This is a genomic window from Bradyrhizobium sp. 482_C4_N1_8 (assembly GCF_052075965.1).
GTDB lineage: Bacteria > Pseudomonadota > Alphaproteobacteria > Rhizobiales > Xanthobacteraceae > Bradyrhizobium > Bradyrhizobium barranii.
The window spans coordinates 8,578,570-8,603,898 of sequence record NZ_CP197231.1; the positions used below are offsets into that span (position 1 = coordinate 8,578,570).

At 65.1% G+C, this 25,329-nt stretch carries 26 protein-coding genes and 1 other RNA gene; 15 read left to right on the top strand and 12 right to left on the bottom strand.

Annotation, left to right across the window (positions count from 1 at the left end):
• Nucleotides 1–241: 241 nt before the first annotated feature.
• Nucleotides 242–880 (top strand): DUF805 domain-containing protein, encoded by a 639-nt coding sequence (locus AB7Z56_RS40700; protein WP_063979814.1) that lies wholly within the window; start codon nt 242–244, stop codon nt 878–880.
• Entirely contained in the window at nt 877–2,043 is a 1,167-nt protein-coding gene (gene dapE / locus AB7Z56_RS40705) for a succinyl-diaminopimelate desuccinylase (protein ID WP_063979815.1), read from the top strand. Before AB7Z56_RS40700 ends, dapE begins: the two co-directional genes overlap by 4 nt.
• Nucleotides 2,044–2,184: 141 nt before the next feature.
• On the opposite strand, the gene AB7Z56_RS40710 is transcribed toward dapE, so the two are convergent.
• From AB7Z56_RS40710 to def, 4 genes are all read right to left on the bottom strand, one after another.
• A complete protein-coding gene (locus AB7Z56_RS40710; protein WP_063979816.1) occupies nt 2,185–2,520 on the bottom strand; it encodes a GIY-YIG nuclease family protein in 336 nt (111 codons plus the stop codon).
• A 23-nt stretch (nt 2,521–2,543) separates the two neighbouring features.
• Nucleotides 2,544–3,281: a tRNA pseudouridine(38-40) synthase TruA gene (gene truA / locus AB7Z56_RS40715; RefSeq protein WP_231143687.1), complete on the bottom strand. Its 738-nt coding sequence runs from the start codon at nt 3,279–3,281 to the stop codon at nt 2,544–2,546.
• Nucleotides 3,281–4,204 (bottom strand): methionyl-tRNA formyltransferase, encoded by a 924-nt coding sequence (gene fmt / locus AB7Z56_RS40720; protein ID WP_063979818.1) that lies wholly within the window; start codon nt 4,202–4,204, stop codon nt 3,281–3,283. The genes truA and fmt overlap by 1 nt, the downstream gene beginning before the upstream one ends.
• Nucleotides 4,205–4,342: 138 nt before the next feature.
• Nucleotides 4,343–4,867 carry a peptide deformylase gene (gene def, locus AB7Z56_RS40725; RefSeq protein ID WP_063979819.1) on the bottom strand — a complete coding sequence of 175 codons (525 nt, stop codon included), beginning with the start codon at nt 4,865–4,867 and terminating at the stop codon, nt 4,343–4,345.
• 171 nt (nt 4,868–5,038) lie between these two features.
• On the opposite strand from def, the gene AB7Z56_RS40730 reads away from it, so the two are divergent.
• On the top strand, nt 5,039–6,238 hold the full coding sequence (locus AB7Z56_RS40730; RefSeq protein WP_063979820.1) for a DNA recombination protein RmuC: 1,200 nt from the start codon (nt 5,039–5,041) through the stop codon (nt 6,236–6,238).
• A gap of 83 nt (nt 6,239–6,321) precedes the next feature.
• The gene (locus AB7Z56_RS40735; protein WP_063979821.1) at nt 6,322–7,686 is read left to right on the top strand and encodes an AmpG family muropeptide MFS transporter; all 1,365 of its coding nucleotides are present in this window, start codon (nt 6,322–6,324) and stop codon (nt 7,684–7,686) included.
• Nucleotides 7,687–7,828: 142 nt separating this feature from the next.
• Here AB7Z56_RS40735 and AB7Z56_RS40740 read toward each other — a convergent pair whose 3' ends face one another.
• From AB7Z56_RS40740 to AB7Z56_RS40765, 6 genes are all read right to left on the bottom strand, one after another.
• Entirely contained in the window at nt 7,829–8,266 is a 438-nt protein-coding gene (locus AB7Z56_RS40740; protein WP_063979822.1) for a hypothetical protein, read from the bottom strand.
• Between the two features lie 26 nt (nt 8,267–8,292).
• Complete coding sequence (recR, locus tag AB7Z56_RS40745) at nt 8,293–8,895, bottom strand: recombination mediator RecR (protein ID WP_063979823.1); 603 nt, start codon at nt 8,893–8,895, stop codon at nt 8,293–8,295.
• Nucleotide 8,896: 1 nt separating this feature from the next.
• Nucleotides 8,897–9,217, bottom strand: coding sequence for a YbaB/EbfC family nucleoid-associated protein (locus AB7Z56_RS40750; protein ID WP_028148995.1), 321 nt, complete (start codon nt 9,215–9,217; stop codon nt 8,897–8,899).
• Nucleotides 9,218–9,340: 123 nt separating this feature from the next.
• Nucleotides 9,341–11,179, bottom strand: a complete 1,839-nt coding sequence (locus AB7Z56_RS40755) for a DNA polymerase III subunit gamma/tau (RefSeq protein WP_063979824.1) — start codon at nt 11,177–11,179, stop codon at nt 9,341–9,343.
• 94 nt (nt 11,180–11,273) lie between these two features.
• Nucleotides 11,274–11,370: signal recognition particle sRNA small type (ffs, locus tag AB7Z56_RS40760), an RNA gene on the bottom strand.
• 106 nt (nt 11,371–11,476) lie between these two features.
• Nucleotides 11,477–12,478, bottom strand: coding sequence for a GlxA family transcriptional regulator (locus AB7Z56_RS40765; RefSeq protein WP_063985915.1), 1,002 nt, complete (start codon nt 12,476–12,478; stop codon nt 11,477–11,479).
• A 104-nt stretch (nt 12,479–12,582) separates the two neighbouring features.
• On the opposite strand from AB7Z56_RS40765, the gene AB7Z56_RS40770 reads away from it, so the two are divergent.
• The 11 genes from AB7Z56_RS40770 (at nt 12,583) to AB7Z56_RS40820 (ending at nt 22,819) form a co-directional block, all read left to right on the top strand.
• Nucleotides 12,583–13,224 (top strand): HD domain-containing protein, encoded by a 642-nt coding sequence (locus AB7Z56_RS40770; RefSeq protein ID WP_071909180.1) that lies wholly within the window; start codon nt 12,583–12,585, stop codon nt 13,222–13,224.
• A 115-nt stretch (nt 13,225–13,339) separates the two neighbouring features.
• On the top strand, nt 13,340–14,821 hold the full coding sequence (locus AB7Z56_RS40775) for a catalase (protein WP_231143688.1): 1,482 nt from the start codon (nt 13,340–13,342) through the stop codon (nt 14,819–14,821).
• A gap of 442 nt (nt 14,822–15,263) precedes the next feature.
• Nucleotides 15,264–16,112 carry a transporter substrate-binding domain-containing protein gene (locus tag AB7Z56_RS40780; RefSeq protein WP_063979827.1) on the top strand — a complete coding sequence of 283 codons (849 nt, stop codon included), beginning with the start codon at nt 15,264–15,266 and terminating at the stop codon, nt 16,110–16,112.
• 191 nt (nt 16,113–16,303) lie between these two features.
• Nucleotides 16,304–16,966: an amino acid ABC transporter permease gene (locus AB7Z56_RS40785; protein WP_063979828.1), complete on the top strand. Its 663-nt coding sequence runs from the start codon at nt 16,304–16,306 to the stop codon at nt 16,964–16,966.
• On the top strand, nt 16,963–17,769 hold the full coding sequence (locus AB7Z56_RS40790) for an amino acid ABC transporter ATP-binding protein (RefSeq protein ID WP_063979829.1): 807 nt from the start codon (nt 16,963–16,965) through the stop codon (nt 17,767–17,769). The genes AB7Z56_RS40785 and AB7Z56_RS40790 overlap by 4 nt, the downstream gene beginning before the upstream one ends.
• Nucleotides 17,769–18,524 (top strand): SDR family NAD(P)-dependent oxidoreductase, encoded by a 756-nt coding sequence (locus tag AB7Z56_RS40795; RefSeq protein ID WP_063979830.1) that lies wholly within the window; start codon nt 17,769–17,771, stop codon nt 18,522–18,524. The genes AB7Z56_RS40790 and AB7Z56_RS40795 overlap by 1 nt, the downstream gene beginning before the upstream one ends.
• A complete protein-coding gene (locus AB7Z56_RS40800; protein ID WP_063979831.1) occupies nt 18,521–19,648 on the top strand; it encodes a muconate cycloisomerase family protein in 1,128 nt (375 codons plus the stop codon). The genes AB7Z56_RS40795 and AB7Z56_RS40800 overlap by 4 nt, the downstream gene beginning before the upstream one ends.
• 253 nt (nt 19,649–19,901) lie before the next feature.
• Complete coding sequence (locus AB7Z56_RS40805) at nt 19,902–20,321, top strand: HIT domain-containing protein (RefSeq protein ID WP_063979832.1); 420 nt, start codon at nt 19,902–19,904, stop codon at nt 20,319–20,321.
• A 9-nt stretch (nt 20,322–20,330) separates the two neighbouring features.
• A complete protein-coding gene (gene nudC / locus AB7Z56_RS40810; RefSeq protein ID WP_063979833.1) occupies nt 20,331–21,275 on the top strand; it encodes an NAD(+) diphosphatase in 945 nt (314 codons plus the stop codon).
• A gap of 13 nt (nt 21,276–21,288) precedes the next feature.
• Nucleotides 21,289–22,212, top strand: coding sequence for a sugar kinase (locus tag AB7Z56_RS40815; protein WP_231143690.1), 924 nt, complete (start codon nt 21,289–21,291; stop codon nt 22,210–22,212).
• 97 nt (nt 22,213–22,309) lie between these two features.
• Entirely contained in the window at nt 22,310–22,819 is a 510-nt protein-coding gene (locus AB7Z56_RS40820; RefSeq protein WP_014491365.1) for an Lrp/AsnC family transcriptional regulator, read from the top strand.
• A gap of 177 nt (nt 22,820–22,996) precedes the next feature.
• Here the strand turns inward: AB7Z56_RS40820 and AB7Z56_RS40825 are convergent, their stop codons facing one another.
• Both AB7Z56_RS40825 and AB7Z56_RS40830 read right to left on the bottom strand, forming a co-directional pair.
• The gene (locus tag AB7Z56_RS40825) at nt 22,997–24,496 is read right to left on the bottom strand and encodes a phosphomannomutase/phosphoglucomutase (protein ID WP_063979835.1); all 1,500 of its coding nucleotides are present in this window, start codon (nt 24,494–24,496) and stop codon (nt 22,997–22,999) included.
• 211 nt (nt 24,497–24,707) lie between these two features.
• The gene (locus tag AB7Z56_RS40830; protein WP_071909170.1) at nt 24,708–25,220 is read right to left on the bottom strand and encodes a TIGR02281 family clan AA aspartic protease; all 513 of its coding nucleotides are present in this window, start codon (nt 25,218–25,220) and stop codon (nt 24,708–24,710) included.
• Nucleotides 25,221–25,329: the final 109 nt, after the last annotated feature.

A 25,329-nucleotide genomic window follows, 5' to 3' on the forward strand; every position in this document is an offset into this window, starting at 1 on the left:
CGTCACCCTGAGGTGGCCGCCCCTTCGGCGGCCCTCGAAGGGCGACGGCCCGGCTGCCGCCACATCCCGGCCGCCCATCCTTCGAGGCTCCCGGCGCGATGCTTTGCATCGCGCCACTCGCACCTCCAGCGACAGCGGCTTCGCCGCTGCGCGGGGATGACGGGTTTGCTACCGTATCGAACCCTCCTTCTCCCCATCGCGACCAATCACCGGACGGCCTCCGCTGCCCGGAACCTTCGCCATGGACTGGACCTGGTATCTTTTTCGCTTCGACGGCCGCATCAATCGCGCCTTGCTGTGGCAGGCGCTGCTGATCGTCGCGTTGCTGGCGGCCCTGCTCGGGGTGATCGGTCAGGTGATCCACCTCATCAACGCCGAGGGGGCGTTGAAGCTATCCCTGAAACTCGATTTCGACTTCGGCCTCGACGACCTCTTCAAGCTGGTCGATCCCCGGGCCTATCGCTCGCTGGCGCCCGTTGATCGCACCAACCTGATCCTGAAGGCGTTCGGCTTGTCGCTGTTCCTCTGGATCTATCTCGCGACGGCGATCAAGCGGCTGCATGATCGCGACAGGAGTGGCTGGTGGCTCGTTCCGTTCTTCTTCCTGCCCGGCCTGTACAACCAGTTCTCGGACCTGCTGCCGAACTCCACCTGGATGCTTCCGTTCTGGCTGGTCGCGTCCATCCCGTGGCTGTGGGGGTTTGTCGAGATGTTCATCGTATCAGGCAGCGTCGGCGATAACCGGTTCGGTCCTGATCCATTGGCCAAGACCGAGGACGGCTCGTCCCCTGCAAAAAGCTGGGACCAGCAAAGCGAGCTCGAATTGGTGCCGCCCAGCGCTAGCCCACCCGGCGGCATGCATGTTAAGCGGGGCGCATGACCGATGCTCTCTCGATTGCCCGCGATCTCATCCGCTGCCCCTCGGTAACCCCGGCCGATGCCGGTGCGCTGGGCGTGCTTGAGAAAGCCCTCAACGCTGCCGGCTTCACTTGCCACCGCGTGACCTTCAGCGAAGCAGGCACAGCCGACGTCGACAATCTCTATGCGCGGATCGGCACTGAGGGCCCGCACATCACCTTCGCCGGCCACACCGACGTGGTGCCGCCCGGCGACGAGAACGCCTGGAGCGTCGGCGCATTCTCGGGCGAGGTGAAGGACGGCTTTTTGCACGGCCGCGGCGCGGTCGACATGAAGGGCGGCATCGCCTGCTCGGTGGCAGCCGTGCTCGAGCATCTCGCCGCCAATGGCGGCGCGCCGCGCGCCGATGGAAAGGGCTCGATCTCGTTCCTGATCACGGGCGACGAGGAAGACGTCTCGGTCAACGGCACCATCAAGCTGTTGAAATGGGCCGCGGAGCGCGGCGAAAAATTCGACCATTGCGTGCTCGGCGAGCCCTCCAATGTCGAGACGCTCGGCGACACCATCAAGGTCGGCCGGCGCGGCTCGCAATCGGGCACGCTGTTCGTCGACGGCGTGCAAGGCCATGTCGCCTACCCGCACCGCGCCGCCAATCCGGTGCCTGACATTTCGCGGCTGATCGTGGCGATCAGTGACGAGCCGCTCGACCATGGCAGTGCGCAGTTCCAGGCCTCCAATCTCGAATTCACCTCGGTGGACGTCGGCAACAAGGCCAACAACGTCATCCCCGGCGAGGCGCGCGCAAAATTCAACATCCGCTACAATGACAACCACACCCAGGCATCCTTGCGCGAGCTGGTCGAGACGCGCCTGACGAAAGCCTGCGGCAACCGCATCAAGGCTCGCATCGTCTGGGAGCCCTCGAACTCGAATGTGTTCGTGACCAAGCCCGGCCCGTTCACCGATCTTGCGGTGTCGGCGATCGAAGAGGTGACGGGGCGCAAGCCGGAACTATCGACCTCAGGCGGCACCTCGGACGCGCGCTTCATCTCGAGCTATTGCCCGGTGATCGAGTTCGGCCTGGTCGGCCAGACCATGCACCAAGTCGACGAGCGCGTGCCGGTGGTGGATCTGGAGAAGCTGACGCAGGTGTATCGGGGGATTTTGGCGCGGTATTTTGGGTAGGGCGCTAATCGCCGCCCAACCCACCGCCGTCATGCCCGGGCTTGTCCCGGGCATCCACGTTCTTCGGCGCTCCTGACAAGAAAGATCGTGGATGGCCGGGACGAGCCCGGCCATGACGATGTGGCGAGAGCTCGGCACGACTTATTGAACAATCGTCTCGTACAGATCCTTCCATTCGGGATTATCCCTGAGGATCAACCTCACCTTCCACGTCCGCGACCAATGCTTGATGTTGTGCTCGCGCTGGATAGCGGTTTGGATATCCTCATAGCGCTCGAAATAGACCAGCAGCTTGACGCCGTACTTCTTGGTGAAGCCGGGAACGAGTCCGTTTCGATGCTCATAGATGCGGCGAATAATGTCGCTCGTCACACCGACATACAAAATGCCGTTTGGCGCGCTCGCCAGGATGTAGACCCATCCACCATGCATGGTTGCATGTTGGCGCACGTGGATGGCCGGGACAAGCCCGGCCATGACGTCTGTGGCGGCAGCGGGCGCTAGTAATCCACCTTCATCAGATACAGCCCGTCAGGCGGCGCGACGATGCCGCACGCCGCGCGGTTGCGGGCTTCGAGCGCTGCGGTGAGATCGTCCGCGGTCCAGCGGCCCTCGCCGACCCAGACCAGCGATCCCACCATCGAGCGCACCTGGCTGTGCAGGAACGAGCGCGCCGAGGTGAGAATCGTGATCTCGCGGCCGTCGCGGTGCACGTCGAGCTGGTCGAGCGTTTTCTCCGGCGACTTGGCCTGGCACTCGGTGTCGCGAAACGTCGTGAAATCGTGCTTGCCAAGCAGGCGTTGTGCCGCCGCATGCATCGCATCGGCATCGAGCCGGCGCGGCACGCGCCAGGCGTGACCGATATCAAGCGCGAGATTGGCGCGGGTGTTGACGACACGGTAGCGGTAGTGCCGCTTCACGGCCGAGAAGCGTGCCTCGAAGGTGTCAAGGACGATCTCGGCCTCCAGCACCGCGATCGGATGCGGGCGCAGATGCGCGTTCAGTCCGTCGCGAAACCGGCCCGGCGGAAACTGCTTGTCGATGTCGACATGCGCGACCTGGCCGCGCGCATGCACGCCGGCATCGGTGCGGCCCGCACCGTGCACGCGCAGATCCGCGCCGGTCATCGCCTTCACCGCCGCTTCGAGCGCGCCCTGCACGGAAGGCAGCGTGTCCTGCACCTGCCAGCCGAAGAACGGCGCGCCGTCATATTCGATGGTGAGCTTGTAGCGGGGCATCAGGCCAGCCGCATCGGCGGCTTCACAGGCACGCCGCGCAGGAAGTCCGTGGCCTGCATCCGCGCCTTGCCCTCGCGCTGAAGCTCGAGGATGCGGATCGCGCCCTCACCGCAGGCAATCGTGAGCTGGTCGTCGAGCACCTCTCCGGGTGCACCGGAGCCCTTCGCCAGCTCGCAGCGCAGGATTTTTACGCGCGCATTCTCAAGCTCTGCCCAGGCGCCGGGAAACGGCGACAGGCCGTGGATGTGGCGCAGCACAGCGCGCGCCGGCCTGGACCAGTCGATCCGCGCTTCGGCCTTGTCGATCTTGGCGGCGTAGGTGACGCCATCCTCGCTCTGCTTCTTGAGCTGGAGCCCGCCGCGGGCGAGCGCGGCCATCGCGCGCACCATCAGATCGGCACCGATCCGGGAGAGGCGGTCATGCAGATCGACCGCGGTCATGTTGTCGGGAATCGCGATGCGCTCGGCCATGGCGACGTCACCGGTGTCGAGACCGACATCCATCTTCATCACCATGACGCCGCTCTCCGCATCGCCTTCCATGATCGCGCGGTTGATCGGCGCGGCGCCGCGCCAGCGCGGCAGCAGCGAAGCGTGCAGATTGTAACAGCCGAGCTTTGGCGCATCGAGGATCGCCTGCGGCAGGATCATGCCGTAGGCGACGACGACGGCGGCATCCGCATCAAAGGCACGAAACTCGTCGAGCGCTTCGGGCGGCTTCAACGACTTCGGCGTCAGCACGGGCACGCCGAGCTTTCGCGCGGCTTCCTCGACCGGAGTCGGCTGCAATTGCAGGCCGCGCCGTCCGCCGGGCTTGGGCGCGCGGGTATAGACCGCCGCGATCTCGTGGCCGTGCGAGACCAGCTCGAGCAGCGTCGGCACGGAGAAATCGGGCGTACCCATGAAGATCAGGCGGAGAGACATATGACGAGACAATCCTCGGGAACGAGCAAGTTACTCGTCATGGCCGGGCTTGTCCCGGCCATCCACGTTCTCGCTGCTCGCGGCGGCAAAGAACGTGGATGCCCGGCACAAGGCCGGGCATGACGGCGGAGGACGTGGCTACTCCGCGCGCTTGGCGGCTTTCTCGAACTTCTTGATCACGCGGTCGCGCTTGAGTTTTGACAGATAGTCGACGAACAGCACGCCGTTGAGATGGTCGATCTCGTGCTGGATGCAGGTGGCGTAGAGGCCTTCGGCGTCCTCCTCGTGCACCTTGCCGTCGAGGTCGGTGAAGCGCACCCGCACCTTCGCGGGCCTTTCGACCTCCTCGTAATATTCGGGAATCGAGAGGCAGCCTTCCTCGTAGACCGACAGATCCTCGGAGGATGCGATGATTTCAGGGTTGATGAAGACACGCGGCTCCGGCTTTGTCTCGCCGTCCGGGTCAGGCTTGGCGAGGTCCATGGTGATCAGCCGCAAGGGCTGCGCGATCTGGATCGCCGCGAGCCCGATGCCGGGCGCGTCGTACATGGTCTCGAACATGTCGTCAGCAAGCTTGCGGATCTCCGTCGTGACCTTCTCGATCGGCTTGGAGACCAGACGCAGCTGCTTGTCGGGCAGGATGATGATTTCTCTGAGGGCCATGGCCGCGATTTAAGCCGCATGCCGGATGCGGTCAATGCGGCGAGGAACTCCGTTAACCCTCCGCTAACCATAAAACTTCAGGTTTCGTTAACCATAAAAATTAGGGGGCTATTAACCATAAGCGTTCGCTATTCGTTCGCGGAGGGTGTCGAATCGGCTACAAGGGCCGCCATGAACGAGATCATTTTCCTGGCTGGCGACTGGCCGGTCCGCACGATCGATGCGCTGATCGGCTTCGGCGCCCTCGTCGTCATCCTGCTGCTGGTGATCGCGGTCGTGATCGCGCGATCCGGGCGGCGCGGCGCGGAACTCGCCATGGCCAATGCCATCCGCGCGGACGAGCTCGAGGAGCGCCTCAGCCAGGTGCTGCACGCCCAGAGCGAGGCTGCCGGCCGAGCCGACGCCATGACCCAGGCGCTGGCCGGCCGCCAGGCTGACATGGCGCGCGCGGTCAACGAGCGGCTGGATTCGGTGACCCATCGGGTCGGCCAATCCATGGAACACTCGACCCGCAACACCATGGAGAGCCTGCGCGCCCTGCACGAGCGGCTCGGCATCATCGACAACGCGCACAAGAACCTCACCGACCTCACCACGCAGGTGACGACCCTGCGCGACGTGCTCGCCAACAAGCAGTCGCGCGGCGCCTTCGGCCAGGCAAGGATGGAGGCGATCGTCCAGGACGGCTTGCCGAAGGGCGCCTACGAGTTCCAGTTCACGCTCTCGACGGGAAAGCGGCCGGACTGCGTGGTGTTCCTGCCCGACCAGCGCCCGCTCTGCATCGACGCAAAATTTCCGCTGGAGGCGATGACCGCGCTGCACGACGCCCGCACCGACGAGGAGAAGCGCATCGCCACGCAGCGGCTGCGCGGCGACGTGATGAAGCATGTCAGCGACATTGCCGACAAATATCTCGTCGCCGGCGAGACCCAGGAGATGGCGCTGATGTTCGTGCCGTCGGAATCGGTCTACGCCGAGATCCATGACGGTTTCGACGACGTGATCCAGAAGGCCTATCGCGCCCGCGTCGTGCTGGTGTCGCCTTCGCTGCTGATGCTCGCGATCCAGGTGATGCAGCAGATCATGAAAGACGCGCGCATGCGCGACGCCGCCGACCAGATCCGCACCGAGGTGATCAAGCTCGGCGACGATTTGGGACGCCTGCGCGACCGCGTGCTGAAATTGCAGAAGCATTTTGCCGACGCCAACGAGGACGTGCGGCAGGTGCTGATCTCCGCCGACAAGATCGAGAAGCGCGCCGGGCGAATCGAGGAGCTCGATTTCAGCAAGACCGATGCGCCGGAGGGGCCGCATCTGGTGGCAACCGGTGCCGCGGAGCTGTTCCCGAGGAAGCTCCAGGCGGGGGAGTGAGTTTTGAGGCACACTGTCGTCGCCCGGCTTGACCGGGCGACGACACCTCACTTGTGGCAGCCAGAATCTGCTAACACCTCCCCATGACCGCACCCGACGCGACCTCCCCTGCCAGCCCCGACACGGCCCCCACGTCCTGGCGCGATGGCCTGGCCGTGTACCTGCAACCGCGGGTGCTGATCGTGCTGTTCCTCGGCTTCTCGTCCGGGCTGCCGCTGGCGCTGTCGGGCTCGACGCTGCTGGTGTGGATGCGCGAGGCCGGGGTCGACCTCAAGACCATCGGGCTGTTTGCGCTGGTCGGCACGCCCTACACGCTGAAATTCCTGTGGGCGCCGCTGGTGGATGCGCTGCATGTGCCGCTGTTCACTCGCGCGTTCGGGCGGCGGCGCGGTTGGCTGCTGTTCTCGCAATTGCTGCTGATCATCGCGATCCTGCTGCTGGCGCTTACCGATCCCGCGCGCTCGCCGTTCTACGTCGCGCTCGGCGCGCTGCTGGTCGCGACGACGTCCTCGACGCAGGACATCGTGGTCGACGCGTTCCGCGTCGAGAGCCTGCCGGAGAGCGAGCAGGCTGCCGGAATGGCTTCCTACGTCGCGGCCTACCGCATCGGCATGCTGGTCTCGACCGCGGGCGCGCTGTTCATCGTGTCCGGCTTCGAGGGCACCGGCATTCCGCGCGCGTCGGCCTGGATGTGGGGCTACGTGGTGATGGCGGCGATGGTGCTGATCGGCACGATCACCGCGCTGGCCGCGACAGAGCCCGAGCAATCGGTGCGGGCGGAAGCCGCGACACAAACCGAGACGGCGTTCGCGCGCGTGCTGCACGCGGCGATCGGAGCCTTCTCGGAATTCCTGTCGCGCAAGGATGCGCTCGCCGCGCTCGCCTTCGTCGTGCTGTTCAAGTTCACCGACGCCTTCTCCGGCACCATGACCGCGCCGTTCGTGATCGACCTCGGCTTTTCCCGCAACGATTATGCGGCGATCGTGAAGGGCGTTGGTCTCGCGGCAACGCTGATCGGCGGCTTTGCCGGCGGCTTCCTCGCGCGGCGCTATTCGCTCGCGACCAGCCTGTGGATCGGCGGCGTGGTGCAGGCGCTCGCCAATCTCTCCTTCTCCTGGCTGGCATTCGTCGGCACCAGCCAATGGGCGCTGGCCTTTGCCATCACCTGCGAGAACTTTACCAGCGCCATCGGCACCGTGATCTTCGTCGCCTATCTCTCCGCGCTGTGTCAGAATCCGCTGCACACGGCGACGCAATACGCGCTGCTCACCGCGCTCGCCGCGGTCGGGCGCACATATCTGTCAGCGAGTGCGGGCTTCGTGGCGGACACGACGGGCTGGCCGCTGTTCTTCGTGATCTGCGTGCTGGTGGCGATCCCGAGCCTGGTGCTACTGGCCTGGCTGCAGAAGCGCGGGCACTTTGAGGCGCTGGGGCCGGTGAGGGTTTAAACTCGGCACGCGCCACGCCCGCGATGCCGTAGGGTGGGCAAAGCGAAGCGTGCCCACCACCTGAATCGTCGCCGGGAGAATGGTGGGCACGGCGCTTTGCGCCTTTGCCCACCCTACGGTAGCTCGGCTGGAGCCGCGCCCCCTACTGCTTCTTGATCAGGCTCCACTTCGTGATCACGGCTTCGCTCATCTGGCCGGGATCGCTGGCGCAGGCGACTTCGTCGACCTTGACCGAGATCGCCTTGCCGACGAAGGATTTCAGCTGCGTGGCCTGCGCGTCGCTCGAAGTGACGAGCTGGAACGTCTCAGGACCGGTCTCGAGATTGCACAGCCCGTTCGGCGCCGGCAGTCGACGCGGCTCCGAGGTGATCTGGTACATCGCAATCCGCTTGCCGGCATTTTTGATGTCGCGCACCTTCATTGCGTTCAATTCGCCCGAGAGCACCTCGCCGGCACTGATCGGCTTGCCGGGCTTCGGCGGCGGCGGCGCCCCGTCGTCCTGCTGCGCGGAGATGGCCGGGGTCGCCAGCATTATCATCGTCGCGACCAAAGCCGATCGTGTGGCGAAAAGTTTCGTCATGTCGTCCGTTCCGTAAGTCTGGATGGCTAGAACAGGGTCCGCTGCCGCATCGCGGCCGATAGCGTACCTTCGTCGAGATAATCAAGCTCGCCACCGACCGGCACACCATGGGCCAGGCGGGTTACTTTTACGTTGGCGTCCTGAAGCAGGTCGGTGATGTAGTGCGCCGTGGTCTGGCCGTCGACCGTCGCGTTCAGCGCCAGGATGATCTCATGCACCTCGGCAGCATGCGCGCGCGCCACCAGCGCGTCGATGGTGAGGTCCTGCGGCCCGACGCCGTCGAGCGGCGACAAGGTCGCGCCGAGCACATGATAGCGCCCCTGGGTCGCATTGGCCCGTTCCAGCGCCCAGAGATCGGCGACATCGGCGACGACGACGATGATTGCATCATCGCGCTTCGGATCGGTACAGACCGTGCAGGGATTTTGCGTGTCGATGTTGCCGCAGGTCTTGCAGACCTGGACCTTGTCGAGCGCGACCTGCAGGGCCGAGGACAGCGGCATCATCAGCGCTTCGCGCTTCTTGATCAGATGCAGCGCCGCACGCCGCGCGGAGCGCGGGCCCAAGCCCGGCAGCCGTGCGAGGAGCTGGACCAGCCGCTCGATTTCGGGACCTGCAACCGAACCCATCTTATTGGCCGAACATACCCGGCGGCAGGCTGAGCCCGCCCGTGAGCGCCTGCATCTTCTCCTGCACGGCCGTCTCGGCCTTGCGGCGGGCATCGCCGAGGGCGGTGACGAGCAGGTCCTCGAGCACCTCGCGCTCTTCCGGCTTCATCAGCGAAGGATCGATCTTGATGCCCTTCACGTCCATCTTCGCGGTCATGCGCACGGCGACGAGACCGCCGCCGGAGATGCCTTCGACCTCGACGTTGGAGAGCTGATCCTGCATCTCCTGCATCTTGGATTGCAGCTGCTGCGCCTGCTTCATCATGCCGAAAATATCGACCATCGGTGCTGTCCTTGGTTGGCGCGATGACTCGTCATCGCGCCTTAACTTTTGGTTTGAGCCTGATCTAATCGGAAAACCGCTTCACACTTTGCGCTACGCGGCCCTTCGGGTCCGGATCATGCTCTAGAGATCGTCGCCGTCGGAACCATCGGGCGGATCGTCACTGCCATAGTCCGCATTCATATTGGTTTCCGGCGCCTCGGGGGCAAGCCTGCGGACCTCGACGACCTTCGCACCGGGAAAACGCGACAGCACCTCCTGCACGCGCGGATCGGCTTCGGCGGAGCGCGCATGTTCCTGCTTCGCCGCGTGGTTCACCGAACGCAGCGTCGGCTGGCCCTGCTCGTTGGAGACGATCACGGTCCAGCGCCGGCCGGTCCAGAGCTCGAATTTTCGCGCGAGCTCGGAGATCATGGTTTTGGAGGCGTTGGGCTCGAGCGCGACTTCCAGCCGGCCCTCCTCGAAACGAACGAGGCGCATGTCGCCTTCGAGCGCGGCCTTGGTCATGAGATCGCGCTTCTGCCCGGCGACTGCGACGAGCTGGGTGAAGCTCGTGATGCGCAGCTGGGGCGCGGCCCCTTGCGGATCCGGCGCGGGCGCCGCCATCTGCGGCCGGGCGGCGCCGCCGCCGAACGCGGACGGTGACGAGGTCGGTGCGCGCATGGGTGCAGCCGAAGCAATCGGCGCCGCGGAGGCCACCGGCGCACCCGGCGTGCCGCTGCGCGCGGCGCTTTCGCCGCCCACGACCGGCGAGCCGCCGCCGTTCTGCTCCAGCATCCTGAGCGCTTCGTCCGGCGTCGGCAGGTCGGCGACATAGGCGATGCGCACCAGCACCATCTCGGCGGCCGCTGCCGGGCGCGTCGCGGCCTGCACCTCGGTGATGCCCTTGAGCAGCATCTGCCACATCCGCGACAGTACGCGCATCGAGATCTTCGAGGCAAAATCCCGCGCGCGCACGCGCTCGGTCTCGCCATAGGCGACGTTGTCGGCGGTCGCCGGCACGATCTTCACGCGGGTGACGAAATTGACGAACTCGGCAAGGTCCGACAGCACGACGATCGGATCGGCGCCGACGTCGTACTGGTCGCGGAACTCCTTGAAAGCGGCAGCGATGTCGCCGCGCGCCAGCGAATCGAAGAGGTCTATGACGCGGGTGCGATCGGCGAGCCCCAGCATCTGCCTGACCGCATCCGCCTTCACGGTGCCCGCCGCGTGCGCGATCGCCTGGTCGAGCAGCGACAGAGAGTCGCGCACCGAGCCTTCCGCGGCGCGCGCGATGATGCCGAGCGCCTCGGGCTCGATCTCGACGTTCTCCTTGGCCGCGATATTGGCGAGGTGCTTCATCAGCACGTCGGCCTCGACCCGGCGCAGGTCAAAACGCTGGCAGCGCGACAGCACGGTGACCGGAACCTTGCGGATCTCGGTGGTCGCGAACACGAATTTGGCGTGCTCCGGCGGTTCCTCCAGCGTCTTCAGGAAGGCGTTGAACGCCGCCGTCGACAGCATGTGGACTTCGTCGATAATGTAGACCTTGTAGCGGGCGCTGGCCGGCGCGTAGCGCACGCTGTCATTGATCTGGCGGACGTCGTCGACGCCGGTGTGCGAGGCCGCGTCCATCTCCAGCACGTCCATGTGCCGGCTTTCCATGATCGCCTGGCAATGCACCCCTAACGTCGGCATGTGGATGGTCGGGCCCTTCACCGATCCATCCGGCATCTCATAGTTGAGCGCACGGGCCAGAATACGCGCGGTGGTGGTCTTGCCGACGCCGCGGACGCCGGTGAGGATCCAGGCCTGCGGAATGCGCCCGGTCTCGAACGCGTTCGAGACGGTGCGGACCACAGCCTCCTGGCCGATCAGGTCGTCAAAGCTGGAGGGCCGGTATTTGCGCGCCAGCACCCGGTAGGGCGTGGTGGCCTGGCCGGCGCTGTCGGGGTTGGGAGGGGCGCCAGCGTCGGTCATCGGTCGATCCGCAATGGAATGTCTTTCGCCCGGCTTTTGCGGAAAGGAGCGCGCTGGCGGGAAGCCCGCCGGCGCAATTCGCTCGGAAAAACAGGTAGGAGACTGACGAGCGACCCGATCCGGACCTCGTTAGGGCTGCTTCCTTCCGGACCTGACCCGGTTGGCGAGTGGCTCGTCCACCGCCAATCTCCCGGTCCCTATTTGGGGCCAAAAGGTCGGGAAAGCAAGCGGGTATCCGTGGGTCCCGCACACCCCGCTGGGCGGCCCCCGCCGGCCCATTTGGACGCGGAAGCCGGCTCAGTGCTGGCGAGCTGGAACCTCCGTGATTCGCGCAAACCGCTTGCGATACTCGGCGGGCGTCACGCCGACGTGACGATTGAACGCGCGACGCAGCGTATCGGCGTCCGCGAAGCCACAATGAAGCGCGACCTGCTTCGGGGCTTCATTGCCAAACTCGAGCAGCCGCCTCGCCGCATTGACGCGGGCTTCCTCGACCCAGGTCGCAGGCGTGACGCCCACCTCGGCGCGGAACAGCCGTGCAAAGTGCCTCGGGCTGAGCTCCATGCGCGTCGCCAGGCTCGCAACGCTGTGGTCGAGCCCGGGATTGGCGGCGACCCAGCGCTGCAGCTCCTGCAGCGCGGCGCGGCCGGCGGGAACAGCCTCGCCCTTGCGGGTGAACTGCATCTGCCCACCCGGACGCTTGAAGAACATCACGAGCTGGCTTGCGACCTTCATGGCCGTATCGCGCCCGAGATCTTCCTCGACCAGTGCCAGCGCCAGATCGAGCCCTGCGGTCACGCCGGCGGCCGTGCGGAGCTTGCCGTCGGTGACGTAGATGGCATCCTTGTCCACGGTGACCGACGGGAATTTGCTGGCCAGCATGTCTGCGACCGCCCAATGCGTCGTGACCCGCCTGCCATCAAGGAGACCGGCGGCGGCAAGGAAGAAGGCCCCGCTGCACACCGAGCCGAATCTGCGGGTCCGCGAAGCCCGCCGCCGCAGCCAGTCGATCACGCTCCCATCCGCCGGGACTTCGGCCGCGTTCGGGCATCCCGCCACCAGCAAGGTGTCGATCGGCTCCTGGAAGTCGCGGTCGACGATTCGGTCGGGCATCAGCTGGATACCTGAGGAACTGCGGATCGGCCCCGGCTCCGCGCCCGCCACGAACAAGGCATAGGCGGGATAGCCGGCCTGGTTGTTCGCCTCAGCGAACACATCGAGCGGCCCTGCGACATCGAGCAGCTGCACGCCTGGCAGTGCCACGATCACAACCGTCCTTGGTTTCGGCTTTGCGCCCATGTCCGCCTCGATCCGGATTTGTCCGTTTTTGACGTGTTACGTTGATTTAAGACAACGTAGCTCGGATTTACAGTAAACGCGATCCAAAATTTCAGGAGCTGCTCATGTCAGAAATCACCGAGGCCGCCGTCATTCCCGACAGCAAGCTGGCGCGTGCCATCACCGAATACATCCGCGACACCGAAACGGATTTGCTCTTCAACCATTCCAGCCGCGTCTACCAGTTCGGCACGATGGCCGGCGTCCGCCGCGGGCTGACATTCGACCGCGAGCTGCTTTACGCCGGCGCCATGTTTCACGACATCGGCCTGATGCCGGGCCATGGCAGCCAGCACGAGCGGTTCGAGGTCGACGGCGCGCACGCCGCGCGCGACTTCCTGCGCAGCCACGGCATTTCGGAAGCCGACGCCTACACGGTCTGGACCGCGATCGCCCTGCACACCACGCCGGGCGTTCCCCAGCACATGCACCCCGTCGTCGCGCTGGTGACCGCGGGCGTCGAGATGGACGTGCTCGGGCTCACCTACGACGAATATTCCGACGCGGAGCGCGAGGCGGTCGTGAAGGCGTTTCCGCGCACGCCGCACTTCAAGGAAGACATCATCCAGGCCTTCTACGACGGCATCAAGCATCGGCCCGATACGACGTTCGGCAACGTCAAGGCCGACGTCATCGCCGACAAGGAGCCGCATTTCCATCGCGGCAATTTCTGCAGCGTCATCCGCAACTCGCATTGGCACGGCTGACCGGCGTTCGCGCAAGGACAGTGCGATCTCGAAATCGACTGCTGTGGACCCATGCGAGCCTGAGATTTCGCACGCGGGCCGCAATAGCCAATGACCCCATATTCAGGAGCATCCCATGGCCGATGAGCCGAAACGTTTGACCCATGCGACGGGCGCGCCCGTCAGCGATAACCTCAACATCATGACCGCGGGCCGCCGCGGGCCCGCATTGTTGCAGGATGTCTGGCTGATCGAGAAGCTGGCTCACTTCGATCGCGAGGTGATTCCCGAGCGACGCATGCACGCCAAGGGATCCGGCGCCTTCGGGACCTTCACGGTCACCCATGACATCTCCCGCTACAGCAAGGCCAGGATCTTCTCGGAGATCGGCAAGGTCACGCCGATGTTCGCGCGCATCTCGACGGTGGCCGGCGAGCGCGGCGCAGCCGACGCCGAACGCGACATCCGCGGCTTTGCGCTGAAGTTCTACACCGAGGAAGGCAATTGGGACATGGTGGGCAACAACACGCCCGTGTTCTTCTTCCGCGATCCCTTGCGCTTTCCCGACCTCAATCATGCGATCAAGCGCGATCCCCGAACCGGAATGCGCAGCGCCGACAACAATTGGGATTTCTGGACGTTGTTGCCGGAGGCTCTGCACCAGGTCACCATCGTGATGAGCGAGCGCGGCCTTCCCAGAAGCTTCAGGCACATGCATGGCTTCGGCAGCCATACCTACAGCTTCATCAATGCCGCCAACGAGCGGACCTGGGTGAAGTTTCACTTCCGGACGCAGCAGGGCATCGAAAACCTGACCGACGCCGAGGCCGAAGCCCTCATCGGCAAGGACCGCGAGACTCACCAGCGCGACCTGTTCGAGAGCATCGAATGCGGCGATTTCCCGCGCTGGACGATGTTCTTGCAGACCATGACCGACGATCAGGCCAAGGCGTTTGCCTTCAACCCGTTCGACCTGACCAAGATCTGGCCGAAGGCGGACTTTCCACTGATCGAGGTCGGCTATTTCGAGCTGAACCGCAATCCGGAAAACGTCTTCGCCGAGGTCGAACAGGCATCCTTCTCGCCGGCCCATGTCGTTCCCGGCATCGGCTTCTCGCCCGACAAGATGCTGCAGGCGAGGCTGTTCTCCTACGGGGACGCGGCGCGCTATCGCCTCGGCGTCAACCATCATCTGATCCCGGTCAACGCGCCGAAATGCCCGTATCACAGCTACCATCGCGATGGCGCAATGCGGACCGACGGCAATCTCGGGAGGACGCCGACCTATTTCCCGAACAGCCGTGGCGAGTGGACGGACCAGCCCGATCTCAACGAGCCGCCGCTCGAGATCGATGGTGCAGCCGCACATTGGGATCACCGCATCGACGACGATCACTATCGGCAGCCCGGCGACCTCTTTCGCAAGATGAACGCAGCCCAGCGGCAGGCCTTGTTCGACAACACGGCGCGTGCTGTCGGCGCCGCTGCCATCCCGATCCAGGAACGGCACATCGCCAACTGCGCCAAGGCCGATCCCGCCTATGGCGCGGGCGTCCGCGACGCGCTGACGCGCCTCGCGACCGTTCGTGCCAAGGGAACGGAAAAGGCCGCAGAATAGGGTCGGTCGATCCGCACCGAGCTCTCGCCGTCTTCGGCGAACGGCGCCGACAGGGCGCCGTTCGCATTTTTAAAGCGAACCGCCGAAACCTATCAATTTTCTCGCGAAAATAGCTCGAGCCGACGCGCCCGCCGGCCGGTGCTGTAGCGCATCGCCGCGGCATTTTTGCCGCGAAGCACAGACGCCGCAATTCGCCTCCGAATGCGTCAAGCCGATAGGCTCCCTGCCTATCTTCGAGGCCCCGCACATCCCTGAGGCAATCGAGTCTTGACAGGGCCCGCCCGGCAGCGCCTTTCTATGAAATCCTGCCGGAACCGAAACAAAGGGTGCGCGAAAATCCGATCCTGAGCATTCTTCAGCCGGCTGACGCCGATTGATGGGCGAATTTTTCGCGCGAGATCAACCACACACCTTCATCCAACCAGAAAAGCGATTCCTCAAAATGGTTACACGTCGTGATGTCGCATCGATTGTCGGACTTGGCGCGATGGCTGCGGCCACGCTGGCCTCACCGGCCGTGGCGCAGACCGCAGCGGATCCCAGCGAATCGACCTTTGCCCGCATTCGCCGCACCAAGAAGATGCGGATCGGCGCGGTCGGCGGCGGCGCGCCCTATTACATGAAGGACCTCGCCAGCGGCCAGTGGAAGGGCTTCTATGTCGACATCGCCAAGGCGCTCGCCGACGACATGGAGGCTGAACTCGAGATCACCGAGACCACCTGGGGCAATTCGGTGCTCGATCTGCAGTCCAACAAGATCGACATCTTCTTCGGCCTCAACCCGACCCCGAAGCGCGCGCTGGTGGTCGACTTCTCGGTGCCGGTCTTCAACAACGCCTTCGGCATCCTCTGCAAGAAGGACTTCAAGCCGAAGAGCTGGGCCGAGCTGAACTCGCCCGACGTCAAGATCGCCGTCGACCAGGGCTCGTCCCACGACCAGGTCGTCAGCCGCCTGACGCCGAAGGCGCAGATCTCGCGACTGAAGACCGCCGACGATGCCACCGCCGCGCTGCAAACCGGCCGCGTCGACGCACAGTGCCTGATCACCATGCTGTCGCTGACCGTGCTGAAGAAGAATCCCTCGCTCGGCCAGTTCGTGCTGCCGACGCCGATCTTCGCCACCACGTCGAATGCCGGCTTCCGCCGCGAGAACGACAAGACCTTCCGCGACTACGTCAACACCTGGATCGACTTCAACAAGGGCCTCGGCTTCATCCGCAACGCGATCATCACCAACATGGAGCTGGTGGGCGTGACCGAAGCGGACATTCCGCCGGGCGTTTCGCTGTAAGGTGTGATGAGCACCTGAAGTATCCACATCGTCATGGCCGGGCTTGTCCCGGCCATCCACGTCTGACCCGCGGCACCAAGAACGTGGATGCCCGGGACATAGGCAAGCGGAAGCGACGCCGTCCTTCGGACGGCTACGCCCGGGCATGACGACGAATTTCTGGGCGACATCGGGTACGAGTAAGAACACGCATGTATCAGTGGGACTTCGGCATCCTCTGGAGCTATCGCTGGCTCTTTCTCAACGGGCTCGGCGTCACCGTCGGCTTCACCGTGGTCATCGTCGTGCTCGGTCTCGTCTTCGGCCTGTTCGGCGCGTTCGGCAGCCTGTCGCGCTTCAAGGCGGTGCGTCTGATCGCCCTCACCTTCATCGAGGCGTTCCGCTGCACGCCGATCCTGGTGCAGCTGATCTGGTTCTATTACGCGCTGCCGATCCTGGCCGGCGTCGAGATGACGCCGATCACGGCCTCGGCGCTCGCGCTCTCGCTCTATGGCGGCTCGTTCTATTCCGAGATCATCCGCGGCGGCATCATCTCGATCGACAAGGGCCAGTCCGAAGCCGGCGCCGCGCTCGGCATGACACCGGGCCAGAGCATGCGGCGCATCGTGCTGCCGCAGGCGATCAAGCGCATGATCCCGGCGCTGATGAACCAGTCGATCATCCAGTTCAAGAACACCTCGCTGGTTTCGGTGCTCGCCGTGCCCGACCTCGTCTACCAGAGCCAGGTCGCCGCCCATGACAGCTACCGGCCGCTGGAGACCTACACCGCGGTCGCGGTCGCCTATGCGGCGATCCTGATTCCCCTGACCATCATCGTCCGCCGCGGCGAGAAGCGACTGGCGGTCAGCGAATGAGCGAGCCATCCAAGAACGCTTCGAAGATCGAGATCCGCAGCCTGCGCAAGAGCTTTGGCAGCAACGAGGTTTTGAAGAACATCAGCCTCGACGTGGTCAAGGGGGGCGTGGTGGCGCTGATCGGCCCATCCGGCTCCGGCAAGTCGACACTGCTCCGCTGCATCAATCTGCTGGTCGTACCCGACGGCGGCAGCGTCCGCGTCGGCGACACAAGCTTCCAATTCGGCGAAGGCGCGAGGCTTCCGGACGTGAAGACACTCGCAAAATTCCGCACCACCACCGGCATGGTGTTCCAGCATTTTAACCTGTTCCCGCACATGACGACGCTTCAGAACGTCATGGAGGGACCGGTCACGGTGCGCCGCATGGCCAAGGCGGACGCCGAGAAGCTCGCGCGGGCGCAACTTGCCAAGGTGGGCCTCGCGGAGAAGGCCGACCAATATCCGGCGACGCTGTCCGGCGGGCAAAAGCAGCGCGTCGCGATCGCGCGTGCGCTCGCGATGGAGCCGGACGTGATGCTGTTCGACGAGGCCACCTCGGCGCTCGATCCCGAGCTCGTCGGCGAGGTGCTCGCCGTCATGCAGCGGCTGGCCTCGGAAGGCATGACCATGGTGATCGTCACCCATGAGATCGCCTTCGCCCGCGAAGTCGCCGACCGCCTCATCTTCATGCGCGACGGCGTCGTGGTCGAGGAAGGTCCGGCGCGGCAGGTGATCGACAATCCGCAGCAAGCCGCGACGCGCGCCTTCCTCAGCCATTTCCACCGCACCGGCGCGTTGCCGCCGGCCAACGTAGCACCGTGATGCCTGATATCGATCGCACCTATCTCGTCACCGGTGCCGCCAGCGGCATCGGCCGCGCCACCGCAAAACTGCTCGCGGCCCCCGGCACCGCGCTTCTGCTCCACACCCGCTCGAACGTGGAAGGTCTCGATGCCACCGCGGCCGAAGCCGAAGCGAAAGGCGCCGCGGTGGCAAAATGCCTCGGCGATCTCGCCGAGGAAGCAGTCGTCACCGACGCCGCCGCCGCCGCGCAACGCGCTTTCGGACGGCTCGATGGATTGATCCTGGTCGGCGGTCATGCCCGTCGCGGCAGCGCGATCGGCACGCCGGCGGATCAGTTCCGGCAGGCGATGGACGAATCGGCGCTGGCGTTCACGCGGCTGGTCGACGCCGCGCTGCCGCTGCTGCGTGACGGGCGCGATGCGCGGATCGTGGCGGTGTCCTCTTTCGTCGCGCATGCGATCCGGCCGGAATTCGCACCGTTTGCCGCAACGGCGGCAAGCCGCTCCGCGCTCGAAGCGCTGGTGCGTCTCACCGCGATCGAGCTCGCCAAAGACGGCATCACCGTCAATGCGGTGTCACCCGGCCTCATCATCAAGGACAAGCCGAGCGAGAGCCGGCTCTCGCCCGAGCAGATCGCCACCACCGAGGCACTGATCCCGATGCGCCGTCGCGGGCGGCCGGAAGAAGTGGCCGAGATCATCGTCTTCCTGGCATCACCGAAGGCGTCCTACGTCACCGGCCAGGTCTGGCACGTCAATGGAGGCCTGACATGACCGAAGCAACCATCGAACGCATCAGGCTGTTCCTGATCGAGAGCCCGATCAAGATGGCGCGCCTCCAAGGCGTCGGCAACGTCAAGGGCACGGTGAAGCGCGTGCTGATCGAGCTCACCGCGAGCGACGGCGTGATCGGCTGGGGCGAGGCGGCACCGTGGGAAGTGTTCACGGGAACGCCGGAAGCGGCCTTCTCCGCGCTCGACATCTATCTGCGGCCGATCGTGCTCGGCAAACCCGTGCGCCGCATTCGCGCGCTGATGGCCGAGCTCGACCGTACGCTGGTCGGTCATGCCGAGGCCAAGGTCGGAATCGAGATGGCGCTGCTCGACATCGTCGGCAAGTCGTCAGGATTATCGGTCGCCGACCTGCTCGGCGGCCGCGTGCGCGACACGATTCCCCTCTCCTTCTCCATCGCCGATCCCGATTTCGCCGCCGATCTCGAACGCATGCGAAAAATGGTTCCGGACGGCAACGTCATCTACAAGGTCAAGACCGGCGTAAAACCGCATCGCGAGGACCTCGATCATCTCGAAGCGATCCGCAAGGAATTCGGCGACAAGGTCGACCTGCGCGTCGATTACAACCAGGCGCTGGCGCCGTTCGGCGCGATCAAGATTTTGCGCGATGTCGAAGAGTTTGCGCCGACCTTCATCGAACAGCCGGTGCCGCGCAAATATCTCGACGTGATGGCGCAGCTCACCGCGGCGCTGGAAACACCCGTTCTCGCCGACGAAAGCTGCTTCGACCGCCGCGACATGATGGAGGTGGTGCGCCGCGAGGCGGCCGATGCCGTCTCGATCAAGCTGATGAAAGCCGGCGGCCTGTTCGAGGCGCAGGCGATCATGGCGATCGCCGACATCGCCGGCCTGCCCGGCTATGGCGGCACGCTGTGGGAGGGCGGCATCGGGCTTGCCGCCGGGACGCAGCTGATCGCGGCAACGCCGGGCATCTCGCTCGGCTGCGAATTCTACATGCCGCATCACGTGCTGACCGAGGACGTGCTGGAAGAGCGCGTTGCCAACCGAGCCGGCCATGTCGTGGTGCCCGACGGCCCGGGCCTCGGCATCCGCGTCAGCGAGGCCTCCGTCCGCGCCAATGCGCGGGTGCTTGCGGAGGCGTAATTCCGCCATTCCGGGGCGCGCGCAGCGCGAGCCCGGAATCCATAGCCACAGGAAGTGGTTGTCGCGCGAGCTGGTCACCACGCATCTTCGCCAAACTTCTCCCTGTGGTTATGGGTCCCGGGCTCGCGCTTTGCGCGCCCCGGGACGACAGCGGAGCATGCCGCCCCCGCGGCCCCTAACCTTCCCCTCAGGGACTCCCTATCGTATGGTCCGGCCAAACACGCCCGCCCCATCGGGCTATCCGGAAACGCATATGTCTGATCCCGCCTGGTCGCTGCACTCCCGCCTGAAAGAGGACACCATCGACATCGGCGACCTGCCGCTGTCGAAGGTCCTGGTCATCAAGGACGCGCATTATCCCTGGCTGCTGCTGGTGCCGCGGCGGCCCGATGCGGTCGAGATCATCGATCTCGACGAGGTGGAGCAGGCGCAACTCATGACGGAGATCTCCCGCGTCTCGCGCGCGCTGAAAGAGATCACCAAATGCGACAAGCTCAATGTCGCCGCGCTCGGCAACCTCGTGCCGCAGCTTCATGTCCACATCATCGCACGCCGGACCAGCGACGCTGCATGGCCGCGGCCGGTCTGGGGCGTGATGAAGCCCTTGGCGCATGACGCCACCGAGGTGCAGACTTTCATCAGCGCGCTTCGCCGCAAGATCTGGTTGGGTTGAGAACAAGAAATGTCAGCATTCGACTCGTTTCCGCTGGGACAGCCGGCTTTCGTCACCAACATCCTCGATCGCGCCGCGCATCTGCGCCGCGACGACGAGAAGCTGTTCGCGATGGAGCAGAAGCCATCGTCACGCGCCTATGTCGTCTACCGCGACTCGCTGCTGGTGAAGCGCGAGGGCGACAAGGCGCGCGCGCTGCTGGGAGTAGACGAGGCGCTGAAATGCGGCGCCAACCCCGGCACGATCTTCTTAGGGTTGCGCGACGGCGCCGCGGTGTTCGGCATGGGGATGTCGCAGGCGGCGGCCGAGAAGCTGATCGGCCGCGAGGACTACACCGTCACCGAGCTGCGCGGCATGGCGATGCAGGGCGCGATTCCGCCCGACGAGCTCTCGGCGATCGCGATGGCGAAGTCGATGGTGAGCTGGCACCAGCGCCATGGCTATTGCGCCAATTGCGGCACGCGGAGCGCGATGAAGGAAGGCGGCTGGAAGCGCGAGTGCCCTGCTTGCAAGGCCGAGCATTTTCCGCGCACCGATCCCGTCGTGATCATGCTGGTCGCCTCGGGCGAGAAGTGCCTGCTCGGCCGCCAGAAGCAGTTTCCGCCGGGCATGTATTCCTGCCTCGCCGGCTTCGTCGAGGTCGCCGAGACCATCGAGGACGCGGTACGCCGGGAAATCCTCGAAGAATCCGGAATCCGCTGCACCGACGTGCAGTATTACATGACGCAGCCTTGGCCCTATCCATCGTCGCTGATGATCGGCTGCAGCGCGCGGGCGCTCAACGAGGACGTCGTCGTCGATCATTCCGAGCTAGAGGACGCGCGCTGGTTCACCCGCGAGGAGGCCGCGCTGATGCTGACGCGGACGCATCCGGACGGGCTCGCCGGCCCGCATCCGTTCGCGATCGCCCACCACCTGCTCGGCCGCTGGGTGCACGACAAGACCGGCGCGTAAGCTGGGGCCGCCGGTGGCCACATCACGGACCGCGCCACACACCCTTTGCATCGGCATTCCCGTGCGCGACCTCACCTTTCGCGTCGAGGCCGTGCCCGCGCGCGGCAGCAAGGCCAACGCCACGCATCTCGCCGAGATCTGCGGCGGCAACGCGCTCAATGCTGCGATCGCCATCGCGCGGCTCGGTGGCCGGGTCTCCTTCGCAGGACCGATGGGTGATGCACGGGAAGCGTCGAGCGGCTTCATTCTCGAACAGATGGCCAGTGAAGGCATCGACACGACGCACGTCGTGCGCATGCCCGGCCTGACCACGCCGGTCTCCGCGATCCTGATCGAGCCCTCGGGCGAGCGGACGCTGACGATCTATCGCGATCCCGCTCTGTGGGGCGTGAAGCTGCCAGACGGTGACGCACTGCTCGCCGATTGCCGGGCGGTCCTCGTCGAGAGCCGCTGCGGCGCCCTTTGTATCGATCTCTGCGCCGAGGCGCGACGACGCGGCATTCCCGTCATCGTCGGCGTCGATCGCGCGATGTCGTTGCAGGACGGCCTGCTCACGGCCGCCTCGCACCTGCTGTTCGCCAGCGACCAGGTGCAGGAGACGGCCGGTGTCGCCGATGACGGCGAGGCATTGAAGCGCCTGGCAGGGCTGACGCCGGCCTTCCTCGCCGCCACGCGCGGCCCGCGTGGCACGATCTGGCTGGACGAGGCGGGCGAGCTGGAGGAGACACCGGCCTTCCCGGTTCAGGCGGTCGATACGCTCGGGGCCGGCGACGTCTTCCATGGCGCCTTCACGCTTCGCCTCGCCGAGGGCGAGGAGGTGCGGGAGGCGCTGCGATTCGCCGCGGCCGCCGCAGCGCTGAAATGCACCCGCCACGGTGGCGGCATGGCCGCCCCACAACGCGTTGAAGTTGAAGAGCTTTTGCGAGGCCGACTCTAGAGCGGTTCCACCACGGAGCCGAGATTATGGGCTTGCCGTGGAAAGATTTTCTCTATATCAGGGAAATCAGCCCCTGAAATGGAACAAAGTTCTTCAAATGACTGACCTCGCCGTGCAACTCCCCGAGACCAGCCGCCGCCTCGATGCCATCGACCGCAAGATTCTGATGGTGCTCCAGGAGGATGCCTCCCTCTCCGTCGCCGAGATCGGCGACCGCGTCGGGCTGTCCTCGACCCCCTGCTGGAAGCGCATCCAGCGCCTCGAGGCCGACGGCGTGATCCTGAAGCGGGTCGCCCTGGTCGACCAGAACAAGATCGGGCTCGGCATCTCCGTGTTCGTGTCAGTCGAGAGCGCCGACCATTCGGACGCCTGGCTGAAGAAGTTCGCCGAGGCCGTGAGTGCCATGCCCGAGGTGATGGAATTTTACCGCATGGCCGGCGACGTCGACTACATGCTGCGCGTCGTGGTCGCCGACATGCAGGCCTATGACGTGTTCTACAAGAAGCTGATCAGCGCCGTGCCGCTGAAGAACGTCACCTCGCGCTTCGCGATGGAGAAGATCAAGTCGGTCACCGCGCTGCCGATCCCGGCGGTGGTGGCGGCTTAGAGGCTTAGTTCTCAGGTCTCACCACAAGGAAGCTGTCATCGCCCGGCCTTGACCGGGCGATCCAGTATTCCAGAGGCGGCGATTGGATACGGAGAAGCTGCGGCGTACTGGATGCCCCGGTCAAGCCGGGGCATGACAGCGGAGATTTGCTGCGCGGGTTGTGCTCCCTGATGCCGCTCAAATCGTCTGATTGTACGCGCCGACTTCGGGATGCGTGCGGAGCACGCTGTTCACCATCTCGAACATGTCGTGCATGCGCTGCTCGGAGACCGGGCTCTCGACCACGACGACGAGCTCGGGCTTGTTGGAGGACGCGCGCACCAAGCCCCAGCTGCCGTCCTCGACCGTGACGCGTACGCCGTTGACGGTGACGAGATCGCGGATCGCCTGGCCGCCGATCTTGGCGCCCTTGGCCTGCAAGCCTTCAAAATGCTTCACCACCTGGTCGATGACGCCGTACTTGGTCTCGTCGGCGCAATGCGGTGACATGGTCGGCGACGACCAGGTTTTCGGCAGCGCGTTCTTCAGATCGGCCATCGACTTGCCCGGCGCGCGGTCGAGCATGTCGCAGATCGCGAGCGCCGACACCAGGCCGTCGTCATAGCCGCGTCCATACGGCTTGTTGAAGAAGAAGTGGCCGGACTTCTCGAAGCCCGCGAGCGCACCCGTCTCGTGGGTGCGGCGCTTCATGTAGGAATGGCCGGTCTTCCAATAGGCGACCTTCGCGCCCTGCTTCTGCAGCACGGGATCGGTGACGAACAGGCCGGTCGACTTCACATCGACGATGAAATGTGCGTCCTTGTGGATCGCCGACATGTCGCGGGCCAGCATCACGCCGACCTTGTCGGCGAAGATTTCCTCGCCGGTGTTGTCGACGACACCGCAGCGATCGCCGTCACCGTCGAAGCCGAGACCGACATCGGCCTTGTGATGCAGCACCGCGTCGCGGATCGCGTGCAGCATTTCCATGTCTTCCGGGTTCGGATTGTATTTCGGAAAGGTGTGGTCGAGCTCGGTGTCGAGCGGGATCACCTCGCAGCCGATCGCCTCCAGCACCTGCGGCGCGAACGCGCCGGCCGTGCCGTTGCCGCAGGCGGCGACGACCTTGAGCTTGCGGGTCAGCTTCGGACGGCCGGTGAGATCGGCGATGTAGCGCGCCGGATAATTCTCGTGGAACTGGTAGGAGCCGCCGGCCTCGTTCTTGAATTCGGCGTTGAGCACGATCTCCTTCAGCCGCGTCATCTCGTCGGGGCCGAAGGTCAACGGGCGGTTGGCGCCCATCTTCACGCCGGTCCAGCCATTGTCGTTGTGCGAGGCCGTGACCATGGCGCAGCAGGGCACGTCGAGATCGAACTGCGCGAAATAGGCCATCGGCGTCACCGCGAGCCCGATGTCGTGCACCTTGCAGCCCGCAGCCATCAGGCCGGAAATCAGCGCATATTTGATCGAGGCCGAATAGCCGCGGAAATCATGGCCGGTGACGATCTCCTGCTTGACGCCGAGCTCCGCAATCAGCGCGCCCAGCCCCATGCCGAGCGCCTGGATCCCCATCAGGTTGATTTCCTTCTGGAACAACCAGCGCGCGTCGTATTCGCGAAAACCCGTGGCCTTCACCATCGGCTCGGATTCGAAGGCATAGGTGTTGGGCAACAAGACGGATTTCGGCTTGGGGAACATTGAGACGGTCTCGTGAAAATGGCGGGAATTGATGCAGCCTTAGCGAATGCCGGGCCGCAGCGGAAGGCGGGAATGGCAGCTTATGGCTTATAATTGCGGCAGTTTGGTAACGGGAAAACGCGGCCCGGCGCGAGACTTCCGCCAATGCCGTCCTGAAAAAAATCCGTGCGAACGACCGTTCGTCGGCGCGGCGAGAGCCTTTTGAGGCGGCTTACTGCTCCAGCACCATCTGGCCGTTGGCGTATTCGAAGCGCTTGAGGCGGGACAGGAAGGAGAGGCCGAGCAGGTTCTCCGACAGAGCCTCGTCCGGCAGCACCATGGCGTCGACGTCGCGCACGACGAGGCCGCCGACCTCGAGCATGGCGATGCGCGTGCGCGCGGCCTTAATGGTGCCGTTGGCGGTCGAGACGGTGGCGTTGTACTCGCCGCGCGAGGGACGCAGGCCAAAGCGGGCGGCCGAGCTCTCGTTCAGCGCGACCACGGAGGCGCCGGTGTCGATCATGAAGCCGATCCGCTGGCCGTCGATGCGGCCTTCGGCCTGAAAATGGCCACGGCCATCGCGGGAGATGGCGAGGCTGCGCCCACCGGCCGGCGCCGTCGCAGCAACCGCAATCGTCGTGCGCGGCGCTGACGTCGCGGAGGCAGAACTCATCCTGTCCGCCATCTGCGCCATGAACGTGCCGAGGCCGATCATGATGGCCGCGAGGATCATTATGTTACGCATCACACCACTTCCGAGCCGGAAAGCTCGATTTCACCACGCGACACGTCTGGCCGCGAGCGACGCTGCGGTCAGAGCGCCGCTATTTTGACGAAAAGGATGAGCGGAGGGT